Genomic DNA, 22,155 nt, shown 5'->3' with positions numbered 1-22,155 from the left:
GATTCACCTTTCCGTGGGTCGACGGTGACGCACCGTCCAGATCATGGGGTTACGGGAGGGCTTACGGTCAACCCCCCGCCAACAGCGCCCTCTTGAGGACCTTCCCGGTCGGGCCGAGCGGCAGTGCCTCCACGAAGCGCACGATCCGCGGGTACTTGTGGCGGCCGAGGCGCTCCCGCGACCACTCCACGAGCTCCTCCTCGGCGAGCGGGGCCGCGCCCGCCCGGCGTACCACCACCGCGCACACCTCCTCGCCCTTCGTGTCGTCGGGCACGCCGATCACCGCGACCTCCGAGACCGAGGGATGGCGCACGAGCACCTCCTCGACCTCGCGCGGGTAGATGTTGAAGCCGCCCCGGATGACCAGGTCCTTCTTCCGGTCCACGATCCGCAGGAAGCCGTCCTCGTCCAGGACGCCCAGGTCGCCCGTGCGGAACCAGCCGTCCACGATCGCGGCGGCGGTCGCCGCGGGGTCGTCGAGGTAGCCCGCGAAGACGTTGTGCCCGCGCACCACGACCTCCCCGACCTCGCCGTCCGCGAGCAGCACGACCTCCCGGTCCACGGCGGCGTCCGCGATCCCTACCTCCACACCCCACACCGCGTGCCCGACCGTCCCCGGCCTGCGGCCGAGGTGCGGCTGGTTGAAGGTGGCGACCGGTGACGTCTCCGTCAGGCCGTAGCCTTCGAGGACCTGCGTGCGGAAGGCCTCCTCGAAGCGTTCGAGGACGGCGACCGGGAGGGCCGCACCGCCCGAGACGGCGGCGCGCAGGGCCGTCGGGCGCCGGTCGGATGCCGCCGCGGCCTCCACCAGCGCGTGGTACATCGTCGGCACCCCCATGAAGACGGTCACGTCCTCGGCGGCGAGCACCTCCAGGGCCGCCGGGCCGCTGAACCGGGGCATCAGCACGAGCGTCGCGCCCTGGCGCAGCGTCCCGTTCATCGCGCAGGTCTGGCCGTAGCTGTGGAAGAGCGGCAGACAGCCGAGGACGACGTCGCCCTCGCCGAGGCCGAGGAGGTCCCGGGAGGTCACGGAGGCGTTCATGACGATGTTGAGGTGGGTCAGCAGGGCTCCCTTGGGGCGGCCCGTCGTCCCGCTCGTGTAGAGGATCACGGCTGCGTCGGCGGGGTCGGCCGGCTCGGCCGCGGGCAGCGGCTCGGCCGCCGACGGCGCCCCCTGGAACGCGCGCACCCCGGCAGCGCGGGCCGCCTCGTCGGCCACCGCCCACAGCGGCCCGCCGCTCACGACGCCCACCGCGCCGCTGTGCTCCAGGACGTACCGCACCTCGTCTGCGACGAGCAGCGCGTGCACCGGCACGACGGTCACGCCGGCCGCGAGCGCGCCGTAGTACACGCGGAGGAACTCGGTCGTGTTCGGCAGCAGCACGGCGAGCCGGTCGCCCGGCTTCAGGCCCGCCTCCCGCAGCCCGGCCGCGCAGCGGAGCGCCTCCGTCCACAGCTCGCGGTAGGTGAGCCGGGCCGCGCCCTCGACCACCGCGATCCGGTCGGGGAAGTGACGGGCCGACTCGCCCAGGATGCCGGCGACGCTCAGTGACATGACACGCTCCAGGGACGCGGAGTTGTCCGCGCTTCGACGATCGGCTGACACGGCAAAGAATCCGACGCCGCACAGCCCGGATGCCATGTGCAGATGCCCACCATGTGCCGTGCCGGGGTGGGCAGCGGCCCCGCTGCCGCGCGCGACCCGTGGCATTCGCCAAATCCCGGGGCTACGGTGCGAGCCATGACGCACAGCCCGGCCGCCCCTCTCCCCGGCGGCGAACCCCGCACGCAGGCCGTGCGCCCGGACGCCGCCGACCAGGCCGGCGCGGATGCCCGTCGCCGGCACGGGCCGGACGCCCCACGCCCGACCGGCGCGGAGGCTCCCGCGGGCCGCCCCGCCGCTTCTGCGGGCCGTCCCGCTCCCGCCGCTCGCCCCGCTCCGACTTCCGGCCGTCCCGCTCCCGCCGCTCGCCCCGCTCCGACTTCCGGCCGTCCCGCCGCTCCCGCCGCCCGGCCTGGCTCGGCCCCCGCCCGTGCCGCCGCCCAGCGCTCCGCCTCCCCTCGGTCCGGCGGAGCCCACACCCCCCTCGGGTCCGACGCCGGGTCCGGGGCGCTTCGGCGGGCGCTGGCCACGACGATGCTCGCCGACGTGGACCGGCTCACCGACCGGGCCGTCGACGACATCCGCGCCCACTCCGGTACGTACGCGGCCGACGCCCCCGTCACCCGTGACGACCTCTGGGAGATCTGCCGCGACAACCTCCTGCGCGCCCTGGAGGACTTCGGCGGCCTCGCCCCGACCGGGGGCGACTTCGAGTGGGCGGCACGCGAGACCGGCCGCCGCCGCGCCGAGCAGGGCGTCCCCCTCGACACCGTCCTCCAGGCCTACCGCCGAGGCGGCCGGGTCCTCTGGCAGGTCATGGCCGAGCACCTCAGGGCCCGGGCGGGCCGGGAGGCCGACAGCCGGGACGTCGAGCTCGACATGGCGAGCGGTGTCTGGGAGACGATCGACCGCTACTCCGTCGCGATGGCCGACGCGTACCGGCTCGCCCAGCTGGAGCTCCAGAGCCGCCAGGACACCCGGCGCGTCGCCCTCTTCGAGGCGCTGCTCGACGGCCGCGCCGACGACCCCGCCGTCGCCTCCGCCGCGGCCGCCGCGCTCGGCGTCCCCGCGTACGACCGGTACGTCGTCGTGGTCGCCGCCCAGGACCCGGCCGCCCCGCCGCACCCGGCGCCCGTCCTGGAGGCGCGGGGGATGTGGTCGTACTGGCGGCCCCGCTCCGGCCGGTACGCCGGGATCGTCCGGCTGCCGCGCCGCGACACCCCCGCCGGCGGCCCGGCCAGCGGCCCCCGGGGCTCCGCCGACCCGGCCGCGGGCGCCCTCCTCGACGTCCTGCGGGAGCTGACCGGCGCCACGGCCGGGATCTCCCCGGAGTTCGAGCGGCTCTCCCACGCGGGCCGGGCCCTCCGGCTCGCCGAGCAGACGCTCCGTACCCTCCCGGCGGGCAGCGGGGAGGCCGCCGCCTTCGACGACCGGCTCGCGCAGGTGCTCCTCAGCGGGCGCGCCGACATCGCCGAGCGGATCGTCACGGTCCACCTCGGGCCCGTCCTCGCCACCGGCGGCGAGCGGGCGGCGCTCCTGACCACGCTCCGGGTCTGGCTGGACCACGGCTGCTCGGCCGCCCGGGCCGCGGAACTGCTCTACTGCCACCGCAACACCGTCCTCAACCGCATCGGCCGCATCGCCGAGCTCACAGGTCGCTCCAGCGAGTCCGGCGAGGCACGCCTCGGCTGGGCCCTGGCGCTGCGCGCGCTGCCGTACGCGGGCCTGGGGGACTCTCCCGAACCGGCCGCCGGGGAGTACGAGGTGGGCGGAACGTAGGCTGGCGGGATGCAGGAGCAGTACCGCACTCTGGCCCGCGAGGGTGTGCACGAGACCGAGATCAACCGCTCGCGCTTCCTCTGCGCGCTCGCGCCCGTCGCCGACGAGCGGGAGGCGCAGGAGTTCGTCGCGCGCATCCGCAAGGAGCACCCCACCGCCACGCACAACTGCTTCGCCTACGTCCTGGGCGCGGACGCCTCCGTGCAGAAGGCGAGCGACGACGGCGAGCCCGGCGGCACGGCGGGCGTGCCGATGCTCCAGATGCTCCTGCGCCGTGAGATGCGTTACGTCGCCGCCGTCGTCACCCGCTACTACGGCGGAGTGAAGCTCGGTGCGGGAGGTCTCATCCGCGCGTACGGCGGGGTGGTCGGGGAGGCGCTCGACGAGCTCGGCACGGTGACCCGGCAGCGTTTCCGGCTCGCCACCGTCACCGTCGACCACCAGCGGGCCGGAAAGCTGGAGAACGACCTGCGGGCGACCGGTCGCGCCGTCCGGGACGTGCGGTACGCCGAGGCCGTCACGATCGAGATCGGCCTCCCGGACGCCGACGTCCCCGCCTTCGAGGCCTGGCTCGCGGACACCACGGCGGGCACGGCCCTGCTCGCCCTCGGCGGCGAGGCGTACGGCGACGCCTGAGCACCACCCGCCTGTGCACCACCCGCCTGTGCACCACCCGCCTGTGCACCACCCGCCCGTGCACCACCCGCCTGTCCACCACCCGCCCGAGCACCGCGCGCCGGAGCACCACCCGCCCGAGCACCGCGTCCGGCAGTGCCGGCCGTGAGCGCCCACCCCGCCCCCGGAATCCCGACCGGCCCCACCCACCCCTCCGGCCGGGATAGCGTGGAGGGCGCACACGACGGGAAGCGGCGGCGAGGAGCGGGGCACATGCGGGGTGGGACGGCATCGTGAGGCTCCTGCACACCTCGGACTGGCATCTCGGCCGGTCCTTCCACCGCGTCGGGCTCCTCGAAGCCCAGGCCGCCTTCCTCGACCACCTCGTGGCGACCGTCCACGCGCACCGCGTGGACGCCGTCCTCGTCGCCGGGGACGTCTACGACCGGGCCGTCCCGCCGCTGCCCGCGGTCGAGCTCTTCGACACGGCACTCCACCGCCTCGCCGAGGCCGGCGTGCCGACCGTCATGATCTCCGGCAACCACGACTCGGCCCGCCGCCTCGGCGTCGGCGCGGGGCTCATCGAGCGGGCGGGCATCCACCTCCGTACCGACCCGGCCGGCATCGGCACCCCCGTCGTCCTCACCGACGAACACGGCGACGTCGCCCTCTACGGCCTGCCGTACCTCGAACCCGCCCTCGTGCGCGAACAGCTCGGCGCGGCGAAGGGCGGGCACGAGGCCGTGCTCGCCGCCGCCATGGACCGGGTGCGCGCCGACCTCGCGGACCGCCCCGCCGGCACCCGCTCCGTCGTCCTCGCCCATGCCTTCGTGGCCGGCGGCGCCCCCAGCGACAGCGAGCGGGACATCACCGTCGGCGGCGTCGCCGCCGTCCCCACAGGGGTCTTCGACGGCGTCGACTACGTCGCGCTCGGCCACCTCCACGGCAGCCAGACCCTCACCCCGCGGGTGCGCTACTCCGGCTCCCCGCTCGCGTACTCCTTCTCCGAGGCCGACCACCGCAAGACGATGTGGCTCGTCGACCTCGGCCCGAGCGGCCCCGACGGGGCGATCACCGGCGCCGAGCGCCTCGACTGCCCCGTCCCACGCCCCCTCGCCCGGATCCGGGGGCGGCTCGACGACCTCCTCGCCGACCCCGCGCTCGCGCCCCACGAGCAGTCCTGGGTCGAGGCCACCCTCACCGACCCCGCGCGGCCCGCCGAGCCCATGGCCCGGCTCACCGAGCGCTTCCCGCACACCCTGAACCTCGTCTTCGACCCCGAGCGGACCGAGGACGGCGCCGACGCCTCCTACGCCCAGCGGCTCCGGGACCGCAGCGACCAGCAGATCGCGGAGGACTTCGTGGCCCACGTACGCGGTGGCGAAGGGCTGGACGGCCCCGAGCGGACGGTGCTGTACGGCGCCTTCGAGGACGTACGGGTCGACTCGGCCGAGCGCGAGGTGGGCCGGTGAGGCTGCACCGTCTGGAGATCACCGCGTTCGGGCCCTTCGGCACCACGCAGACGGTCGACTTCGACACGCTCTCCGCCGCCGGTCTCTTCCTCCTCCACGGCCCGACCGGCGCCGGGAAGACCTCCGTCCTCGACGCCGTCTGTTTCGCGCTGTACGGAAGCGTGCCCGGCGTCCGCCAGAGCCCGGGCACCTCCCTGCGCAGCGACCACGCCCCCGTCGGCACCTCCACCGAGGTCCTCCTCGAACTGACCGTGGGGGACCGGCGCCTGGAGATCACCCGGAGGCCCGCCCAGCAGCGGCCCAAGAAGCGCGGCGCCCCCGGCTTCACCACGGAGAAGGCCCAGACCTGGCTCCGCGAGTACGACCCCGCGACCGCCACCTGGGCCGGACTCAGCCGCTCCCACCAGGAGATCGGTGAGGAGATCACCCAGCTCCTCGGCATGAGCCGCGAGCAGTTCTGCCAGGTCGTCCTCCTCCCGCAGGGCGACTTCGCGAAGTTCCTGCGCGCCGACGCCGAGGCCCGGGGCAAGCTCCTCGGCCGCCTCTTCGACACCCGCCGCTTCGCCGCCGTCGAGGAGCGCCTCGCCGACCTCCGGCGCGCCGCCGAGCAGCAGGTACGGGACGGGGACGAGCGGCTCCTCACCCTCGCCCACCGCATGGCGCAGGCCGCCGGCGGCCTCGACGCCGCCCGTACTCCCGTCGAGGGGCGCCCCGGGGACCCCGGCCTCGCCGAGTCCGTCCTGACCTGGGCCGCCGTCGCCCGCACCGAGGCCCGCGAGGCCCTCGACATCGCCGGCGTGCGGTTTGCCGCCGCCGAGCGCGGACAGGTCTCCGCGCGCGCGGCCCTCGACGCCGAGAAGGAGCTCGCCGACCGCCAGGCCCGGCACGCCGACGCGCTCCGCCGCCGCGAGCAGCTCACCGCCCGCACCCCGGAGCGCGACCGCCACCAGGCCGCCCTCGACCGGTCCCTCAAGGCCGAGCGCGTCGCTCCCGCGCTGGGCCTGCGCGCCGACGCCGAGCGCGAGCACGCCACCGCGCAGGCGGCCCGCGAACGCTCCCGCGCGCTCCTGCCCCCCGACCTCGCCGACCAGGGGGCCGAGCACCTCTCCGCCCTCGAACACCGGCTGCGCGGGGAGCTCGGCGGCCTGGACGCGGCCCGCCGCGCCGAGCGCCGTGCCGCCGCGCTCGCCGAGGAGCGGACCGCCCTGGCGCGCGAGGCCCGGGCCGACGAGGGCGCCCTCCAGGACGCGGCCGGCTGGCTCGCCGACTGGGAGCCCCGCCGGACCGCCCTCGCCGAACGCGTCCAGGCCACGGCGGACGCCGCGACCCGCGCCGAGCACCTCGCGGGCCGTCTGGAGCCCGCCCGCCGCCGCCTCGCCGCGGCCCGCCGCCGCGACACCCTGGAGCGGGACACCGCAGCCGCCGAGGCGCGCCTCACGGAGGCCCGAGAGCTCCGGAACACCGCCCACGAGACCTGGCTCGACGTCAAGTCCCGCCGCCTGCAGGGCATCGCCGCCGAACTCGCCGCCACCCTCACCGAGGGCGAAGCCTGCCAGGTGTGCGGCTCCACGGCCCACCCCGCCCCGGCCCGCACCACCGCCGACCACGTCGACCGCGCCACAGAGGACGCGGCCTACGCGGCCTACACCCGCGCCGACGAGGCCCGTACCGCCGCCGAGCGGGAGCGGGACCTCAACCGGGCGGCCTGGTCGGCGGCCCGCACGGAGGTCCGCTGCGACGAGACGGGCGCGGATCCCGTCGTCGGCGAACTCGCCCGGGAGGTCGAGGAGCTGACCCACCTGCACGGCGAGGCGCACGCGCTCGCCGGGCAGACGCACAGCGCCCGCGAGGCGCTCGCCCGGGCCGAGCGGGAGTACGAGGGGCGGGTCGCCGCGCAGCGGGAGGCCGAGCGGCGGGCCGCCGCGCGCACCTCGCGCCGCGAGGCCATCGAAGGGGAGCAGGCGACGCTCGACGAGGAACTCGTGCGCGGGCGGGGCGAGTTCGGCAGTGTGGCCGAGCACGCCACCCGGCTGGAGCGGAAGATCGCCTTCCTGGTCGAGGCCGCCCGGGCCGTCCGAGCCGCCGAAGAGGCCGCCCAGCGGCTCAAGGAGGCCGACGACCGGCTCGCCGACGCCGCCTACCGCGCGGGCTTCGCCACTCCGGCCGAGGCCCGCGGAGCGCTCGTCGGAGAGGCCGAACGCCGCGACCTCCAGCGGCGCGTGGACGCCTGGCAGGCCGAGGCGGCCGCCGTCGCGGACCGGCTCGCCGAGCCCGGCACCGCCGCGGCCGCCGCCCTCCCGCCCGCCGACCCGGCAACCGCCGACGCCGCCCACACGGCGGCCGAACGCCGCCTCCGGCAGGCGGCCTCCGACCTGGCGGCGGCCCGCGCCCGGGCGACCGGACTGACCGGCCTCTCCCGACAGGCCGGCACCGAGGTCCACCGGCTCGGTCCGGTCCGCGAGGAGTACGACCGGGTGGCCCGGCTCGCCGCCCTCACCGCGGGGACGTCCGCGGAGAACGAGCGCCGGATGCGCCTGGAGTCGTACGTCCTGGCCGCCCGCCTCGAACAGGTCGCCGCCGCGGCGACCGCCCGCCTCCAGCGCATGTCCTCAGGCCGCTACACCCTCGTCCACTCCGACGCGCGCTCCGGCGGCAAGCGGGCCGGCCTCGGGCTGCACGTCGTCGACGCCTGGACGGGCAACGAACGCGACACCGCCACGCTCTCCGGCGGCGAGACCTTCTTCGCCTCCCTCGCGCTGGCCCTCGGCCTCGCCGACGTCGTGACGGACGAGGCGGGCGGCGTCCGCCTCGACACCCTCTTCATCGACGAGGGCTTCGGGAGCCTCGACGAGCAGACGCTCGACGAGGTCCTCGACGTCCTCGACTCGCTGCGCGAGCGCGACCGCAGCGTCGGCATCGTCAGCCACGTCGGCGACCTGCGCCGCCGCGTCCCGGCTCAGCTGGAGGTCGTCAAGGCGCGGCACGGTTCCGCGGTGCGGCTGCGCACCGGCGGGGACGCGCTCAGCGGCTGATGGAGCGCCGGGGCAGCGGCGAGGAGTAGACGACGCTCGTCGTCACCGAGCCGAGGGTGGCGATCTTCCCGGAGATCTCCTCCAGGTGCCGCATGGAGCGGGCGGCGACCTTCAGGACGAAGCAGTCGTCGCCCGTCACGTGGTGGGCCTCCAGGACCTGGGGCGTGGCGGCGATGAGGTCGTGGAACGGCTTGTAGTTGCCGTGCGGGTAGCGCAGCCGGACGAAGGCGAGGATGGGCAGGCCGAGCCGGTCCTGGTCGACGATCGCCGTGTATCCGGCGATCACCCCGGCGTCCTCCAGGCGCCGCACCCGCTCGGTCACGGCGGACGGCGACATCGACACGGCGCGGGCCAGCTCGGCGAAGCTGGCCCGGCCCTCGGACTGCAGGGCGTCGAGAATGCGCCAGTCGGTGGCGTCCGGAGTGTATGCGCTGGTCATGCACCAGAGGTAGCAGGGGAATCCCCGGCCGATCAAGGCGACGGCCGGGGATTCTCATGCGCTGGTACGAGGCTTCGCGTCCTGCTTCTCAGAGCCGCGACAGCTCGTCGACCAGGTCGTCGAGACCCAGCGGGCCCTGCGAGAGGGCCGCCATGTGCCAGGTCTTCGCGTCGAACGCGTCGCCGTGCGCGGCCCGCGCGTTGGCCCTGCCCAGCAGCCAGGCGCGCTCGCCCAGCTTGTAGCCGATCGCCTGCCCCGGCATGGAGAGGTAGCGGGTCATCTCGCTCTCCACGAAGGCCGGCGGCCGGCTGCTGTGCAGCTGGAAGAACTCCTGCGCGAGCTCCGGCGTCCACCGCTCGCCCGGCCGGAACGGCGAGTCCGCCGGGATCTCCAGGCCCAGGTGCATGCCGATGTCCACGATCACCCGGCACGCGCGCATCATCTGGCCGTCGAGGTAGCCGAGGCGCCGCTCCGCGTCGGGCAGGAAGCCGAGCTCGTCCATCAGGCGCTCCGCGTACAGCGCCCACCCCTCCATGTTGGCGCTCACCTTGCCGATGGTCGCCTGGTAGCGGGAGAGCCGGTCGGCGACGTGCACCCACTGGGCGCTCTGGAGGTGATGGCCCGGCACCCCCTCGTGGTACCAGGTCGACACCAGGTCGTAGACGGGGAAGCGGTTCAGGCCGTCCACCGGGAGCCAGGTGCGGCCGGGGCGCGAGAAGTCCTCGGACGGGCCGGTGTAGTACGGGGCCGCGGCGCCGCCGGCCGGGGCGATCCGGGACTCCACCCGCCGTACGCGCTCGGCCAGTTCGAAGTGGGTGCCGTCGAGCGCCTCGATGGCCTCGTCCATCAGCGCCTGGAGCCAGACCCGTACCTCCTCGACCCCTTCGATGTGCGTGCCGTGCTCGTCGAGGTGGGCGAGGGCCTCCCAGGGGCCCGCGCCGGGCAGGATCCGGTCGGCCTCGGTCCGCATCTCGCCGAGGAGCCTGTGGTACTCGGACCAGCCGTACGCGTAGGCCTGGTCGAGGTCCAGGTCGGTGCCGTTGAAGTAGCGGCTCCAGCGCTGGTACCGCTCACGGCCCACCGTGTTCGGCGCGTCCGCGACGGTCGGTGCGTACACCTCCCGCATCCAGTCCCGCAGCGCCGCCACCGCCCCGGTGGCACCCCGGGAGGCCTCCGCGAGCTCGGACCTGAGCTCCTCGGGCAGCGTGTCGGGACAGGCCGCGGCGAACTCCTCGAACCAGCCCCGCCGTTCGCTCGTCGCGCCGGCCCACTCGGTGAGCTGGCCGACGAAGGTGGCGGTGGGGCGCGGCCCGGCGTAGAGCTTGCGCTCCAGGCCGAGCGCCAGCGCCGAGCGGTACCCCTCCAGCGCCGCGGGGACGGCCCGCAGCCGGGTGGCGACCGCCGTCCAGTCCTCGGCGGTCTCCGTCGGCATCATCGTGAAGACGATGCGCACGCTGTGGGCGGGCGAGCGCAGGTTGCTGACCACGCACAGGCCCTCGTCGGCCTCGTGCACGGCGAGTTCGGCCGTGAGACGCTCCCGCAGCAGCCGCGCGCACCGCCGCTCCGCGTCGCTCTCGGCGCCGGGGGCGAGCTCCGCCGCGTCCAGCGCCGCGAGCGTGCGCCGGGCGAGGTCGGCCACGGCCTTCTGCCCGGCGGGCGAGAAGTCCGGCAGACGACCGGCGCTCTCCTTGACTCCCAGGTACGTACCGGTGATCGGGTCGAGGGCGATGAGTGCGTCGACGTGGGCGTCGGCGACCTGGCGGGGCAGCGGGCTGCTGGAAGTCTCTGGCATGGGGGTCATCCTGGCGTCTTGCGCCGGGTCCGTCACCCTCGTCCGGCCTCAGTCGGCTGACAAGGAAGGGCCCGCCGAGGGCGGCAGGAGCGGGCCGCATTCCCACTGCTGGAAGATCAGCCGCGTCTCGACGCGGGCCACCTCGCGGCGGGACGTGAACTCGTCCAGTACGAGTCGTTGCAGGTCGGCGGGGTCCGCCACGGCCACGTGGACCAGGTAGTCGTCGGGACCCGTGAGGTGGAAGAGCGCCCGGGACTCGGGAAGGGCCCGGATCCGGTCGACGAACGGACCGATCAGTTCGCGCCGATGGGGCCGGACCTGGACGAGGAGAAGGGCTTCCAGCCCACGACCGAGTTTGGCCGGATCCAGTCGTAGTTGATGGCCCAGGATCACGCCCGTGCGGCGCAGCCGGGCCACTCGGTCCAGGCAGGTCGAGGGCGCCACGCCGACCTCGGCGGCGAGTTCGCGGTAGGTGGTCCGGGCGTCGTTCTGCAAGAGGCGAAGAATGTGCAGATCGACCGCGTCCAGTACGACAGATTCGGCCATCTGTCGAACGTAGCACGGCTCGTTCCCGCTACCTTCCGGTAAACGTTCACAGTGCCGCCATGGACGCCATGGACCGCGACCCCTCGGCCACCCCGAGGGCGCTCGCCACCGAAGCCGTGCACGCCGGCCGCGAGGACCTCGCCACGCTCGGTCTGCACGCCCCGCCGATCGACCTGTCGACCACCTACCCCTCGTACGACGCCCGGGCGGAGGCCGCCCGCATCGACGAGTTCGCGACCACCGGCGCGAGGCTCGACGGTCCGCCCGTCTACGCCCGGCTCGACAATCCCACCGTGGCCCGCTTCGAGGAGGCCCTCGCCCGCCTGGAGGGCACCGAGGCCGCCGTCGCCTTCGCCAGCGGCATGGCGGCGTTCACCGCCGTCCTGCTCGCCCGGGCGAGCCAGGGGCTGCGTCACGTGGTCGCGGTCCGTCCGCTGTACGGCTGCAGCGACCACCTCCTCGAGGCCGGGCTGCTCGGCACCGAGGTCACCTGGACCGACCCGGCGGGCATCGCCGACGCGATCCGCCCCGACACGGGCCTCGTCATGGTGGAGTCCCCGGCGAACCCGACGCTGGCCGAGGCCGACATCCGCGCCCTCGCCCACTCCTGCGGCTCCGTGCCGCTCCTGGTCGACAACACCTTCGCCACGCCGGTCCTCCAGCGCCCCGTCGAGCAGGGCGCGCGGATCGTGCTGCACAGCGCGACCAAGTACCTGGGCGGGCACGGCGACGTCATGGGCGGCGTCGTCGCCTGCGACGAGGAGTTCGCCCGTACGCTCCGCCAGGTCCGCTTCGCGACCGGCGGGGTGCTCCACCCGCTCGCCGGCTATCTGCTGCTCCGCGGCCTCTCCACCCTTCCCGTACGGGTCAGGGCGGCGTCCTCCTCGGCCGCCGAGCTCGTCCGGCGGCTCGCCACCGACCCCCGGATAGCCCGCGTCCACTATCCGCGGATCGGCGGCGCGATGATCGCCTTCGAGGTCTACGGCGACCCGCACGACGTGATCGCCGGAGTACGGCTGATCACGCCGGCGGTCAGCCTCGGCAGCGTCGACACCCTCATCCAGCACCCGGCCTCCATCAGCCACCGGATCGTGGCCGAGGGAGACCGCCGCTCGGCGGGCGTCAGCGACCGGCTGCTGCGCATGTCGGTCGGCCTGGAGGACGTCGAGGACCTGTGGCGGGACCTGACGCAGGCGCTCAGCGCTCCGCCCGCCGGACCTCTTCGTGAGGCAGGGGCCGAGTCTCTGACCGCGGGCTCCGGTGCGGTGCCGCGGCCAGTCGCGCGGTGATGACGAGCGTGCCCTCCTCGATCTGGTAGTCGAGGGGGAGCCGCAGCGCCCGCATGGCGGCCACCATCCCGGTGTTGGACGCCTGGGTCACGGCGTACACGCTCGCGCAGCCGGCCTCCTCGGCCATCGCCACCAGGCGGCCGAGGAGTTCGGCGCCGATCCCGCGCCGCTGCCAGTCGTCCTCGACCATCAGGGCGACCTCGGTCTCGTCGCCGTCCCACAGCAGATGGCCGAGGGCGACGAGCCGGCCGGAGGCCGTCTGCACGGCGAGGGTGCGCCCGAAGCGGGGGCTGAGCAGATGGTCGAGGTAGCGGTCGGCGTCCCCGACGGGGCCGTGGTAGCGCAGGCCGAGCGTGCGGGCCGAGCAGCGGTCGTGCATCGCCCGTGCGGCCCGCAGGTCACGCTGGTCGGCGCGGCGGACCGTGATCTCGTTGCCCTCCGGAAGGGTCAGTACGTCCTGGCTGCGCGGCACGCGCGGGCCGAGCCGGGCGTCGAGCTCGACGAGCGCGCGGGCGCGGGCGAACTCGGTCGGGGTGAAGGGCAGATAGGGCCGCTCGACGATGAGCGTGCCGCCGTGCGGATCGCGCAGCCGCATCACGGTCTCCTCCAGCACTCCTTCGACCGGGGCCTGTTCGCCGATCGGCCGGCCCGTGAGGGACAGCGCCGGCACGGAGTGGAGCGTGCAGCGGCCGAGGAGCCCGCGCAACGCGAGGGGCAGTTCGGCAGCGTCGAGAGCCGTACGGGTGGCGAGGCCGATGACCCGGGTCGGCGTGTCGACCAGGTCGTGGGCGTCGGCCCGCTCGGTCCACGTGTCACGGCCGCCGGCCGCCGCCGTCTCGCGGGCGAGGTCCTGGGCGGAGAGCTCGGCGGGGGCGCGCAGAAGGAACTCGTCGACCGTGCCCCGCGCGAGAGGGTGGGTCTGGAGGGTGAGGATGTCCACGCCCAGCCGGGCGAGGACCGTGCACAGGGCGGCGAGGCTGCCCGGAGTGTCCTCGACGGTGGTCCGCATGCGCCAGAGCGCGGTCTCGGCGGGCGGCCTCGGGGCGCCCTCCGCGTCCTCGCCTCCACCGGTCGCGTCCTCGCCGTCTTCGGCCGTCGAAGCGGCGGGGGAACGCCCGTCGGCGTCCCCGCCCGCGGTCCCGGGGGGCGGAGCATGGCTGTGCCTCCGCGCCCACCAGGTGTGGAACGCCGCGGTGGCGACCAGCGCGATCGCCGAGAACACCAGGAGGTAGGCGCCGTCGGGCCCCTTGGCGATGGTCTTGGCGATCGTGTCGGCCACCACCACGGCGGTGAACAGGGCGGCGAGCTCGATCAGGTCGTGCCGCCAGTGGTGCGGGCGGCGGCTGCTCTTCGAAGACGTCACGTCGGTCATGACCTCACTGTGACCCAGCGGTGTTGCGTGATCACGAACGTTCTGTGACTGACGGGTTAAGCGCCGATCTGGTGCCTTAGGGCCCGATTCAGACCGTTTGGGTCAAGGTCTGATCGGGCCCATGACCGGGCGCCGATCGGCTCACCGACGGAGCGCGTCCCGCAGCCGCTTCGCCTGGGCGACCAGCTGGGTGGAGCCCTTCGCCGAGGCGACGCCGTCGAGGCCCGCGAGCTCGCCCCGCGCCCCGCACCGCTCCACGCAGTCGGCCGCCACCGCGAGCACCTCGCCCAGGCCACGCACCGGCTTCCCGTCGCCCAGCGCTTCCGGGAGCGCCGCGGCGAGGACCGCCCAGACCGTCCCGTACGCCCCGGTGGCCGCCGCCGTCCGGGCCGCGTCCGCCAGCCGGTTCGGCTTCACCGAACCCTCGGCGAGCAGCCAGCCCAGCTCCTCACCCACCCGCCGCGCGTCCAGGTCGCCCCGGGACGCGAGCACGAGCAGCGCGTCCACCGCCCGCAGCCGGTCGTCCGCGTCCCCGTTGCCCAGCCCGAGCGCGAGCGCGAGCGCGACGCCCCGGCCCACGGGGCCCTCGGCCTCGGCCGTCCCGGTCAGCGGTTCGGTCGTCTCCCGCGCGCCGCCGCCGACGGACCGCGCGAGTGAGGGCACGAGGCAGGCCGCGAGCACCTCGCGGTCGGCCGGCAGGACCGAGGCCCAGTGCTCCCCGCCGACGATCCAGTGCGAGCACGAGCGGGGCGCCGCCTCCAGGACACCGCCCAGCCACCGAAAGGCGGGCGGGAACTCCTCCCGCACCACGGCGCTGTCCGCGACGTCCACGACCAGCCGGTGCACGACGTGCCACCGCAGCAGCGAACGGTCCTCCTCCCGCCCGAGGACCCGCACGTCCGCCGCCAGCGGCGTCTCCGACCGCAGCCACGCTGCGAGCCGCAGCCCGGCCGGGGTGTCCAGCTCCCAGGCCTCCTCGGCCGCCCGCCCGGCCCCCGGATCGGCCCGCAGGACCCGCAGCAGGGCCTGGGCCAGGTCGACGGGGGCGTGCTCGACGCCCGCGTCCCGGTAGGCGCGCAGCCGCTCCACGAGCGTCGCCGGATCGATGCCGCCGGTGCTCAGGGTCGGCGCGGCCAGCAGGAAGGGCAGCGCGTCCGTACCGACGAGGGAGGCGGCCTCCCACAGCCGGGTGTCCCTGATGCCCGTCAGCCCCTCGTGGAGACAGGCCGTCGCCTCCGGCTCCCGCGCGAGACGGGAGTCGATCCACGACCGGTCGACCGTCCCGAGCAGCCCCGCCAGCACCGCGTGCACGCCGTGGCTGCCGTACGCGAAGTGGTACGGCTCCTCCCAGCCCGCCGTGGCGAACGCCTCCCGCACCGCCGAGGTCAGCGCCTCCCGGTCCCGGTGTGCGTGGCGCACCAGCCCGTCGAGGGCCCGCTCGAAGCGCACCGGATCGTCGGAGACACCCTTCGCCAGCAGCTCCTCCACCAGTTCCTCGACCGTCGCCGCCGGGGGTCCGACCAGTTGCGGCTCGGGCACGGGCGGCAGGATCTCCTCGTAGGGGAGCCCGGCCCCGAACTCCACGGACCCCCCGAACAGCTCCACGGCGGCCTGTCGGTGCACCGGGCTCAGCAGCCCGGCCCGACCGGCCAGCTCCAGCCGTACGGACCCGTCCACAGCGGGCAGATGACGACCCACAAGCTTCAGCCCGCGCCCCTGGAGCTCGGTGTCCTCGTTCCCGAAGACCTCCGACACCGCCGGCAGCAGCTCGGCCGCCGCACCCGGATCCCGCGCCAGTACCTTGCCGACCAGCGTCAACTGCGCCCGCACCAGCTTCTTCTCGGTCCGGAAGAGCGCCGCCCCCGTCATCTCGGCCAGAGCGCCGGTCGACAGCGTCCCGTCCGCCGCCAGCCCGGAGAGGGCCTCCTGCGCGTACCCCGCGATCGGCGACGGCCCGTCCGCCACCATCCCGACCAGGTCCGGGACCCGCTCACGGAACTCCGCCGCCGTCGGCCCGACCAGCCGCAGGACGTCCAGCGGGAACCGCAGGTCACGGGGACGACCGCCCCGCAGCAGCCGGGAGACGGCCGCGCCCAGGACTTCCGCCCGGTCCAGCACGCCCTCCGCGACGAGCGCCGCGACGGCGGTGGGCCAGTGCGCCCGGGGAGCCTCGGTGAGCGTCCAGGTCAGCTCGTCGGGGCTCTCCGCCATCGACAGCGCGTGGACCACGAGGACCGGCGTCTGCGGGTCCTCCCGCAGCCGGTCCAGGAGCGCGGGGGCGTCGGCCGACCGCCGCCAGCGGCTGCCCGCCCGGAACTCCCAGGCCCAGCCGAGGACGTAGCCGTCCGTCGCCGGAACCGGGCAGCCCGCACGCTCGGCCAGTCCGCGGATCACCCGGTAGCTGTGCTCCGCCACGGACGGCCGCGCGGCGAGTCGGCCCGCCACTTCGGCCAGCCACTCCGGCGTCTGCCCGGCGACCGCCCGGAGCACCAGGTCACCGCCCTCCGAGCGCCAGGGCAGCAGATCGCGGCCGCCGAGCCAGGTCGCCGCCCCCGCGGCCCCCGGGTGGCAGCCGGCCCCCGCGACGTACAGCGCGCGCCGGACGTCGGCCGCCTCCCTCGGCCGCTTCGACTCCCAGCCCCGCACCTCGGCGCGCAGCACCTTCAGCCGGGCGAGGACGGTCCGCCGCTCCGCCGCACCCAGCCCCTCCAGCCGCGCGGGCACGTCTTCGGCGCGCCCACCGCGCACCGCCTCCATCAACTTCGCGATCTCCGCGGACACTCCACTCGCTCCACTCGCTGCGGTCGCTGTGGTCTCCGCGCTCTCTGCGCTCTCTGCGGTCACCACGGTCACTTCGGCCCCCTCGCCCTTCCCCGTCCCCACGGCCTTCTCCGTCCCTCGTGTCACTGCCCCGGCCCCCGACTTCCGCTGCTCCGCTTCGTGACCCGTCACCCCGCAACCTCCTGACCCGCTCTCGGCTCCCCGCCCGGCACGGGCTCGGCGGCCGACGCGCCGCGCCGGACCATCCGAACCGCAAGCGCGTGCTTGCACGGGCCGCGCCGCCCCTGGTGGTCCGCCCACCACTGGCACGTGCAGGTCAGCGACCCGTGCGACTCCCGTACCCGGTAGCGCCGCTCGCCCGAGGTCACCGTCGCCGCCTCCCCTTCGAGCTCCACCGCGCCCTCCGCGACCAGCCTGCGCGCGCTCACCAGCCGGGGGTTGTGCCGCTCGGCACGGTCCGCGTCGTACGGCAGCTCGCGGTGGAAGTAGGCGGCCTCCGCCACGTCGTACCCCACCCGGCCCGCCGTGCCCAGCCGGGTCAGCGCCGCCCGCACCCGGTCGGCCGTGAGACCGGACTGCGCCGCGAGGTCCGCCGGGTCGATCCGGGGCTCCCAGGCCAGCAGCACCGCCACCAGTTCCGCGTCCCGCGCCGCGTCCTCCGTCGCCAGCGCCTCCAGGACGCCGCCCTCGCCGGAGAAGCCCCGCGCCGGGTCGGGCGACAGCGTCAGCGTGAGCCGCATGCCCGGCAGGGTCACCTCCCAGGCGCTCGCCGTCGCCGCCGTGCCGTCCGGCACCGGCCCGTACACTCGCAGCCCCGTCGCGTGCCGCAGCACCCGCTCCAGGGCGGCCAGCCGGTCGGGGCCCGGCAGACACACCGCACCCGGGCCCGGCCGCGTCGTCGGACGCAGCGTCCGGCCCGCGGGGGCGATCCACAGCGGACCCCGCCCCCGGCCCTGTCCGCGCGGCAGCGAGCGCAGGAACCGTACGGCTTCCGCTCCCGCCAGCTCGGCCCGCAGGTCGAACCGGGTCGAGGCGACCTGAGCCTCGGCGAAGCCCCGCAGCCACCGGTCCGGAAGCGGGACCTTCTTCTCCACGACGGCCCCGGCCAGAGTGGTCACCGCCAACTCCTCGGGGCCGACCCGCAGATGCAGCGGCTCGTCCCCGGTCATCCGCGACAGGGCCTCGCGCAGCGGGTCGTTGACATCCACGTTGGTCGTGCCGTGACCCGTCTCCGCGCCGTCGAGTCCCTCGGAGAGCACGTCCAGGCGCGCGTACACCCCGCCGCAGCCGGAGAAGGACTCGAACCGCAGCCGGTCCCCGTTCCCCGTCACCACAGGGTCCAGCGAACCCGGCCGCGTCCGCTGGTGGTAGCGGGCCGCGGCCACGTCGGCGACCGCGAGCAGACCGCGCGCGGCGGCCTGAGGAGCGGCCAGGAAACCGGAGAAGAAACGGGGACGGGCCTCGGCACCCCGGGGCGTGAGACCACCCGCCGTCTCCAGGCCGAGCAGCCGGCCGGAGCCCGTTGACTCCAGCACGGAAGGGCGTGCGTAGGCGAGCGCATGTACGGATCGCGTCATGAGGAAAACGGTAGGACCCCCCACTGACAATCCCCCCGCGAGTCCTCTCCGCACCGCGCCCCGCCCGGCGGTTACTGTCCGACGAGCCCCGGCCGCAGCACCTTGCTGAACAGCACCGACCCGCCCTCGGCCCGGAGCCGCACCGTCAGTTCGCCGCTGTGTCCGTCGATGTCGACCTCCCCGAAGTACTGCGGGCTCTCCATCGGCGACACGTTCGCCCGCTCCGGCGCCCGGACGAAGACCCGCTCCGGGCCGAAGGTCGCGTCCAGCGCGTTCGCCGGGAACCCGCCCGCCGCCAGCGGCCCGGAGACGAACTCCCAGAAGGGCGCGAAGTCCTGGAAGGCAGCCCGCTCCGGCGCGTAGTGCTGCGCCGACGTGTAGTGCACGTCCGCCGTCAGCCACACCGTGCCGGTGATCCGGCGGTGCTTCACGAACCGCAGCAGCTCCGCGATCTGGAGCTCGCGGCCCAGCGGCGCGCCCGGGTCGCCCTGCGCGACCGCCTCGAAGTTCGCGGAGCCGTCCGGCACGACGAGCCCGAGCGGCATGTCCGCCGCGAGCACCTTCCACACCGCCGTCGACGCGGCGAGCTCCCGCTTCAGCCAGGCGAGCTGCTCCGCGCCCAGGATGCCCGTGGTGTCGTCGGCCTGCCGGCCGGGGGAGTTGGCGTTCCGGTACGACCGCATGTCGAGCACGAACACGTCGAGCAGCGGCCCGTACCGCACCACCCGGTGCATCCGCCCGGCCCGCGAGCCCCCGCCCGCACCCGCGCCGACGCCCCTGCCCGCACTCCCGCGCGCGTGGAGGGTGGACACCGGCGTGTACTCGCCGAAGGCCCGCAGCGCGCGGGCCGCGAGCACGTCCACGTCCTTCTCCGTGTACCGCGCGTCGTCCAGGATCTGGCCCGGGTACCAGTTGTTGCGCACCTCGTGGTCGTCCCACTGCACCACCGACGGCACCTGCGCGTTGAACGCCCGGACGTTGTGGTCGAGGAGGTTGTAGCGGAAGTTGCCCCGGTACTCCGCGAGCGTCTCCGCGACCTTCGACTTCTCCGGCGTCGTGACGTTCCGCCAGATGCGCCCGTCGGGCAGCGTCACGCTCGGCTGGACGACCCCGTCGGCGTAGATCGAGTCGCCGCTGCACAGGAAGAAGTCCGGGTCGAGGCGGCGCATCTCCTCGTACGCGCGGAAGCCGCCGATGTCCGGGTTGATGCCCCAGCCCTGGCCCGCGATGTCCCCGGACCACAGGAAGCGGACCCCGTCACGGCGCCGCTCCGGGGCCGTGCGGAAGGTACCGACGACCGGCTCGCCCGTCCGGCGCGGGTCGTCCGGGTCCGCGAGCGTCACCCGGTAGTGGATCTGCTCGCCGGCCGGCAGCCCGCGCAGCGCGGTCGTACCGGTGAAGTCCGTGCCCGCGCCGACCAGTGGCCCGTGGTGCCGGCGTACCCGTCGGAACGACTCGCTCGCCGAGGTCTCGACGAGCATGCGCGCGGGCCGGTCCGAGCGCACCCACACCAGACCGGAGGAGGCCGTGACGTCTCCCGTCTGCACACCCCAGCCGGCCCGCGGCCGTCCCGACAGCGCGAACGCCGGGGCCGTCAGGCCCGCGCCGCCGAGCGCGAGCGCCGCCGAGGCGGCGAGCGAGCCGCGCAGCAGTTCGCGCCGTGCGGGGGAGGGAGACGTACCGGGTGCGGGGTGGGACATGGAAGACCTCCGGGAGCGTGTCCGGGCGCGCGATTCGCGCCGCCGCACCCTGCCTAACGGCCGGGGACGGCGCCCGCGCGAACCCCGCGTGAACAGATCACTCCCGCCCGGTCACTCCCGCCCGGTCACTTCCGGCCCGCCGCCTCCGCCACCAGCCGGACACCCCGCTCGATGGCCGAGGGCGCCAGATGCGCGTACCCGACGACCAGCCGTACGTCTCCGTCGGCGGGCCGCTGCGTGCCGTACTCCTCCAGGGGCCGCAGCGCCACGCCCGCCTCCGCCGCCCGCGCCAGGAACCGTGCGGGTGGCCCGTACCGGCCCGGCACACGCGCGATGACGTGGAGCCCGGCCGCGATCCCGCTCACGCCGGTGCCCGGAAGATACTCGGCGAGCGCGGCGAGCAGCGCGTCCCGCCGCTCCCGGTAGGCGCGCTGACAGTGCCTCAACTGCCGGTCGTAGCCGCCACCCGTCACGAACTCCGCGAGCGTCGCCTGATCGAGTACGGGATTGCCGAGGTCCATGGTCCGCTTCCGCTCGACGACCTCGTCGAGCAGCGCCTCCGGGACGAGCATCCAGCCCAGGCGCAGCCCGGGGGCCAGCGACTTGCTGACCGAGCCCGCGTACGCGACGCGCTCCGGGTCGAGGCCCTGGAGCGCGCCGACGGGCGCCCGGTCGTACCGGAAGTCGCCGTCGTAGTCGTCCTCCAGGACGTACCCGTCCACCGTCCGCGCCCAGTCGAGGAGCGTGGCACGCCGCTCCGCCGACCAGCTGATCCCGGACGGGAACTGGTGCGAGGGAGTCACGACCACCGCGCGCACCCCGGACTCTGCGAGCGGCCCGGGTCGCAGTCCCTCCTCGTCGAGCGGCAGCCACACGGTGTCCATCCCGGTCGCCGCGAACAGCCGCCCGTGCTCCGGGCTGCCGGGATCCTCGACGCCTACCGCGCGCAGACCCCGCCCCCGCAGCACGAAGCCGAGCAGCGTCGACGCCTGCGCCACGCCCGAACAGACCACGAGACGCTCCGGATCGGCCACCACGCCCCGCCGCCGCGTCAGCATCCCGGCTAGGGCCTCGCGCAGCTCCGGCAGCCCGCGCGGGTCCGGGTAGCCGAGCGCGGGGTGCGGCAGCCGCGCCATGACGGACCGCTGGGCCGCCGCCCACGCGGCCCTCGGGAACAGCGACAGGTCGGGGGTGCCCGGTCGGAAGTCCACCAGGACCCCGGGCACCCCGGGCGCCGGGTCGCGGACCCCGCGTACGGCGGAGCGCGCCGCACCGCCCACCCAGGTCCCCGCGCCCCGGTCGCTGCGCAGGTACCCCTCGGCGGTGAGCTGCTCGTACGTCTCGGTGACCAGACCTCGCGAGACACCGAGGTCGGCCGCGAGCTCACGGCTCGACGGAAGCCGGGTCCCCGGCGCCAGCCGCCCCGAGCGCACCGCGTCCCGCAGGGCTTCCTGGAGGGCCCGCCCCCGCCGCCGGGCCGCTGCGCCGGCCGCCGGCAGGAGCAACTCCCAGGCGGGCTGGGCGCGCGGCCCCGCGTCCGGACGGCTCCCGTCCGCCTCGAATGGCACGTCCGCCTCACGATCCTGTCTCCGGGAGTCCGCTCCCGACCCGTACGACGAGTGTGCCCTACTCGCCGATCTCGACCGGAGTGCCGGTGGTGGACTGTCCCGGGGCCGGCGCCGGGACCGGCTTCCGCTGGGTGATGCCCTGGAGGAGCTGGGCGAGGTCGACCCCCGTGGTGGAGGAGAGGAGTTCCATGCCCTGGGCGACGTTGTCGGTGACGGTACGGGTCAACTGGCCGGCGCCGTCGGTGGAGATGACGGTCAGCTTGTCGACGGCCGACAGCGGCTCGGACGCCTTGGCGACGACCTGCGGCAGCACCTCGACCAGCATCTGGAGGACGGCGGCGTCACCGTACTGAGCGAAGGCGTCTGCCTTCTTCTCCATGGCCTCGGCCTCTGCGGAGCCCCGCGCGGCGATGGCCGCGGCCTCGGCCTCGCCCTCGATGCGTACGGCGTCGGCGAGGGCCGCGCGGCGCGCCTTCTCACCCTCACCCGTGAGCCTGTCCCGCTGGGCGTCGGCCTCGGCCTGCTTGACCAGGGCGATGCGGCGCGCCTCGGCCTCCTGCTCGGCCTGGTAGCGGGCGGCGTCGGCGGGC

Annotated in this window: 15 protein-coding genes; 5 read left to right on the top strand and 10 right to left on the bottom strand. The window is 75.3% G+C overall.

Annotation, left to right across the window (positions count from 1 at the left end; translation table 11 throughout):
• Positions 1–67: 67 nt before the first annotated feature.
• Positions 68–1,555: a long-chain-fatty-acid--CoA ligase gene (locus IE124_RS32170; protein WP_189513222.1), complete on the bottom strand. Its 1,488-nt coding sequence runs from the start codon at positions 1,553–1,555 to the stop codon at positions 68–70.
• A 186-nt stretch (positions 1,556–1,741) separates the two neighbouring features.
• On the opposite strand from IE124_RS32170, the gene IE124_RS32165 reads away from it, so the two are divergent.
• The 4 genes from IE124_RS32165 to IE124_RS32150 all read left to right on the top strand — a co-directional run bounded on the left by IE124_RS32165 (position 1,742) and on the right by IE124_RS32150 (position 8,501).
• Positions 1,742–3,382: a PucR family transcriptional regulator gene (locus IE124_RS32165; RefSeq protein ID WP_229833092.1), complete on the top strand. Its 1,641-nt coding sequence runs from the start codon at positions 1,742–1,744 to the stop codon at positions 3,380–3,382.
• Between the two features lie 9 nt (positions 3,383–3,391).
• A complete protein-coding gene (locus IE124_RS32160) occupies positions 3,392–4,018 on the top strand; it encodes a YigZ family protein (protein ID WP_189513220.1) in 627 nt (208 codons plus the stop codon).
• Positions 4,019–4,290: 272 nt separating this feature from the next.
• Positions 4,291–5,469, top strand: a complete 1,179-nt coding sequence (locus IE124_RS32155) for an exonuclease SbcCD subunit D (RefSeq protein ID WP_189513218.1) — start codon at positions 4,291–4,293, stop codon at positions 5,467–5,469.
• On the top strand, positions 5,466–8,501 hold the full coding sequence (locus tag IE124_RS32150; protein ID WP_189513217.1) for an AAA family ATPase: 3,036 nt from the start codon (positions 5,466–5,468) through the stop codon (positions 8,499–8,501). The genes IE124_RS32155 and IE124_RS32150 overlap by 4 nt, the downstream gene beginning before the upstream one ends.
• Here IE124_RS32150 and IE124_RS32145 read toward each other — a convergent pair.
• From IE124_RS32145 to IE124_RS32135, 3 genes are all read right to left on the bottom strand, one after another.
• Positions 8,491–8,940 carry an Lrp/AsnC family transcriptional regulator gene (locus IE124_RS32145; RefSeq protein ID WP_229833091.1) on the bottom strand — a complete coding sequence of 150 codons (450 nt, stop codon included), beginning with the start codon at positions 8,938–8,940 and terminating at the stop codon, positions 8,491–8,493. The two genes, IE124_RS32150 and IE124_RS32145, sit on opposite strands and share 11 nt — an antisense overlap.
• Positions 8,941–9,028: 88 nt before the next feature.
• The gene (locus tag IE124_RS32140; protein ID WP_189513213.1) at positions 9,029–10,732 is read right to left on the bottom strand and encodes a DUF885 domain-containing protein; all 1,704 of its coding nucleotides are present in this window, start codon (positions 10,730–10,732) and stop codon (positions 9,029–9,031) included.
• Between the two features lie 48 nt (positions 10,733–10,780).
• Positions 10,781–11,278, bottom strand: coding sequence for an Lrp/AsnC family transcriptional regulator (locus IE124_RS32135; protein ID WP_189513211.1), 498 nt, complete (start codon positions 11,276–11,278; stop codon positions 10,781–10,783).
• A 59-nt stretch (positions 11,279–11,337) separates the two neighbouring features.
• Between IE124_RS32135 and IE124_RS32130 the strand changes: the two genes are divergently transcribed.
• Positions 11,338–12,567, top strand: a complete 1,230-nt coding sequence (locus IE124_RS32130; protein ID WP_370468854.1) for a trans-sulfuration enzyme family protein — start codon at positions 11,338–11,340, stop codon at positions 12,565–12,567.
• Here IE124_RS32130 and IE124_RS32125 read toward each other — a convergent pair.
• The 6 genes from IE124_RS32125 to IE124_RS32100 all read right to left on the bottom strand — a co-directional run.
• Positions 12,476–13,939 carry a GNAT family N-acetyltransferase gene (locus tag IE124_RS32125; protein ID WP_189513209.1) on the bottom strand — a complete coding sequence of 488 codons (1,464 nt, stop codon included), beginning with the start codon at positions 13,937–13,939 and terminating at the stop codon, positions 12,476–12,478. The genes IE124_RS32130 and IE124_RS32125 overlap by 92 nt on opposite strands.
• Positions 13,940–14,080: 141 nt before the next feature.
• Positions 14,081–16,720, bottom strand: coding sequence for a DUF7824 domain-containing protein (locus IE124_RS32120; protein WP_229833089.1), 2,640 nt, complete (start codon positions 16,718–16,720; stop codon positions 14,081–14,083).
• 167 nt (positions 16,721–16,887) lie between these two features.
• On the bottom strand, positions 16,888–18,297 hold the full coding sequence (locus IE124_RS32115; protein WP_189513207.1) for an SWIM zinc finger family protein: 1,410 nt from the start codon (positions 18,295–18,297) through the stop codon (positions 16,888–16,890).
• A gap of 71 nt (positions 18,298–18,368) precedes the next feature.
• Entirely contained in the window at positions 18,369–19,997 is a 1,629-nt protein-coding gene (locus IE124_RS32110) for an alkaline phosphatase D family protein (protein WP_189513205.1), read from the bottom strand.
• Between the two features lie 125 nt (positions 19,998–20,122).
• A complete protein-coding gene (gene pdxR / locus IE124_RS32105) occupies positions 20,123–21,565 on the bottom strand; it encodes a MocR-like pyridoxine biosynthesis transcription factor PdxR (RefSeq protein WP_229833086.1) in 1,443 nt (480 codons plus the stop codon).
• 58 nt (positions 21,566–21,623) lie between these two features.
• A partial coding sequence (locus tag IE124_RS32100; protein ID WP_306432454.1) for a flotillin domain-containing protein occupies positions 21,624–22,155 on the bottom strand: 532 nt, incomplete at its 5' end.

The organism is Streptomyces narbonensis, assembly GCF_014649015.1.
Classification (GTDB): Bacteria; Actinomycetota; Actinomycetes; order Streptomycetales; family Streptomycetaceae; genus Streptomyces; species Streptomyces narbonensis.
The sequence above is the reverse complement of the archived record's forward strand: the minus strand, read 5'-3'. Positions and strand labels throughout refer to the sequence as shown.

Excerpts from the sequence above, each read along its gene's own strand:
- IE124_RS32135 (WP_189513211.1), bottom strand. The coding sequence starts at position 11,278 with ATGGCCGAATCTGTCGTACTGGACGCGGTCGATCTGCACATTCTTCGC.
- IE124_RS32160 (WP_189513220.1), top strand. The coding sequence starts at position 3,392 with ATGCAGGAGCAGTACCGCACTCTGGCCCGCGAGGGTGTGCACGAGACC.
- IE124_RS32125 (WP_189513209.1), bottom strand. The coding sequence starts at position 13,939 with ATGACCGACGTGACGTCTTCGAAGAGCAGCCGCCGCCCGCACCACTGG.
- IE124_RS32165 (WP_229833092.1), top strand. The coding sequence starts at position 1,742 with ATGACGCACAGCCCGGCCGCCCCTCTCCCCGGCGGCGAACCCCGCACG.
- IE124_RS32115 (WP_189513207.1), bottom strand. The coding sequence starts at position 18,297 with ATGACGCGATCCGTACATGCGCTCGCCTACGCACGCCCTTCCGTGCTG.
- IE124_RS32170 (WP_189513222.1), bottom strand. The coding sequence starts at position 1,555 with ATGTCACTGAGCGTCGCCGGCATCCTGGGCGAGTCGGCCCGTCACTTC.
- IE124_RS32130 (WP_370468854.1), top strand. The coding sequence starts at position 11,338 with ATGGACGCCATGGACCGCGACCCCTCGGCCACCCCGAGGGCGCTCGCC.
- IE124_RS32140 (WP_189513213.1), bottom strand. The coding sequence starts at position 10,732 with ATGCCAGAGACTTCCAGCAGCCCGCTGCCCCGCCAGGTCGCCGACGCC.
- IE124_RS32110 (WP_189513205.1), bottom strand. The coding sequence starts at position 19,997 with ATGTCCCACCCCGCACCCGGTACGTCTCCCTCCCCCGCACGGCGCGAA.
- IE124_RS32145 (WP_229833091.1), bottom strand. The coding sequence starts at position 8,940 with ATGACCAGCGCATACACTCCGGACGCCACCGACTGGCGCATTCTCGAC.